The organism is Psychrobacter sp. 1Y4, from assembly GCF_051847555.1.
Genome location: NZ_JBPYDE010001206.1, coordinates 1 through 507, shown reverse-complemented (window position 1 = coordinate 507; position 507 = coordinate 1). Strand labels below are relative to the sequence as shown.

Annotated in this window: 1 protein-coding gene; it reads left to right on the top strand. The window is 47.3% G+C overall.

Translation table 11 applies throughout. The annotated features are described in order from the left end of the window. Positions 1-507 (top strand): GTP-binding protein (locus ACS8FC_RS21165; protein WP_439298226.1); only part of this gene is annotated, 507 nt, incomplete at both ends.

Genomic DNA, 507 nt, shown 5'->3' with positions numbered 1-507 from the left:
ATCACCATTAACACCTCACACGTAGAATATGACACAGACAGCCGTCACTATGCTCACGTAGATTGCCCAGGTCACGCCGATTATGTTAAAAACATGATCACAGGTGCCGCTCAGATGGACGGCGCAATCCTAGTCGTATCAGCAACTGACGGCCCTATGCCGCAAACTCGTGAACACATCTTGTTGTCACGTCAGGTTGGCGTACCATACATCATCGTATTCATGAACAAATGTGACATGGTAGATGACGAAGAACTACTAGAACTAGTAGAAATGGAAGTTCGCGAACTATTGAACGACTATGACTTCCCAGGTGATGACACCCCAATCATCCACGGTTCAGCTACTGAAGCCCTAAAAGGCTCACAAGAAAAATACGGCCAACCAGCCGTTGTAGAACTACTAGGCGTACTAGACACCTACATCCCAGAGCCAGAGCGTGACGTTGACAAAGCATTCCTAATGCCAATCGAAGACGTATTCTCAATCTCAGGCCGTGGTACTGTT